Source organism: Streptomyces sp. NPDC002265, assembly GCF_040296125.1.
In the GTDB taxonomy this organism is placed as follows: Bacteria; Actinomycetota; Actinomycetes; order Streptomycetales; family Streptomycetaceae; genus Streptomyces.
The window spans coordinates 1-1,142 of record NZ_JBEOWS010000718.1 but is presented as its reverse complement, the minus strand read 5'-3'; the positions used below and the strand labels follow the sequence as shown (position 1 = coordinate 1,142).

Annotated in this window: 1 protein-coding gene; it reads left to right on the top strand. The window is 72.1% G+C overall.

The window, feature by feature from the left end; genetic code table 11:
• Nucleotides 1–195 precede the first annotated feature (195 nt).
• Entirely contained in the window at nt 196–1,041 is an 846-nt protein-coding gene (locus ABT085_RS46515; RefSeq protein ID WP_351623307.1) for a siderophore-interacting protein, read from the top strand.
• Nucleotides 1,042–1,142: the final 101 nt, after the last annotated feature.

Sequence of the window (1,142 nt, the reverse complement as noted above, 5' to 3'; positions counted from 1 at the left end):
GCTGAACCGGCTGCTGACCACGCTGGGCACGCCGGGCGCGTGATCATTGTTCCCGCGCCCGGACCTGCCCGCACCGGGGGCGAGGAGTCATGATCTGCCCGGGAGGTTCATGAACCTCCCGGCCCAAAGGGCCTCACCGGGGAAAGTGATGCTAACTTAGGTAAGCCTAAGCTAGAAAGCGACTGGGAGGCCGCCATGGCAGAGCGTCCGGCACGAAAGCCGCGGAAGCCGCACTCCGCGCAGGTCGTTCGCACCGAACGGCTGACCCCGCACATGCAGCGGGTGGTGCTGGGCGGCGAGGGGCTGGCCGAGTTCACCGCGGGGACCTGCACCGATCACTATGTGAAGCTGCTGTTCCCGGCCGAGGGCGCGACCTACCCGGAGCCCTTCGACGTGGAGCGCATCCGGGCCGAGTTCCCGCGTGAGCAGTGGCCGGTGACCCGGACCTACACCGTGCGCGCCTGGAACCACGAACACCGCGAGCTGACCCTGGACTTCGTGCTCCACGGCGACGAGGGCCTCGCCGGGCCCTGGGCGGCCCGCGCTCAGCCGGGCGAGACCGTCCACTTCATGGGCCCCGGCGGCGCCTACGCCCCCGACATGGACGCCGACTGGCATCTGCTGGCCGGTGACGAGAGCGCGCTGCCCGCGATCGCGGCCGCGCTCGAGAGCCTGCCCGACGGCGCCGTGGCGCACGCCTTCGTGGAGGTCTCGGGCCCGGAGGAGGAGCAGAAGGTCGACTCCGACGTGGAGATCGTCTGGCTGCACCGCGGCGCGGCGCCGGTGGGCGAGAAGCTGGCCGAGGCGGTGCGCGGCCTGGACTTCCCGGAGGGCCGCGTCCACGCGTTCGTGCACGGCGAGGCCGCCTTCGTGAAGGAGCTGCGCCGGCTGCTGCGGGTGGAGCGGGAGATCCCGCGCGAGGACCTGTCGATCTCCGGCTACTGGCGGCTCGGCCACAACGAGGACGGCTGGCAGGCCTCCAAGCGGGAGTGGAACGCGCGCGTGGAAGCCGAGCAGGAAGGTTCCGCGCCCTCGGCGTGAAGCCCGTACGGCGAAGCGGCGGCACCCCACGGGGCCGCCGCATCCCCGTGTCCCGGCGCCCCCACACCGTGAACGGCCGCGTTGGCGTGATGGCGTGAGGA

Bases quoted from the DNA above. Each gene is read 5' to 3' on its own strand.
- ABT085_RS46515 (WP_351623307.1), top strand. From the start codon at position 196: ATGGCAGAGCGTCCGGCACGAAAGCCGCGGAAGCCGCACTCCGCGCAG.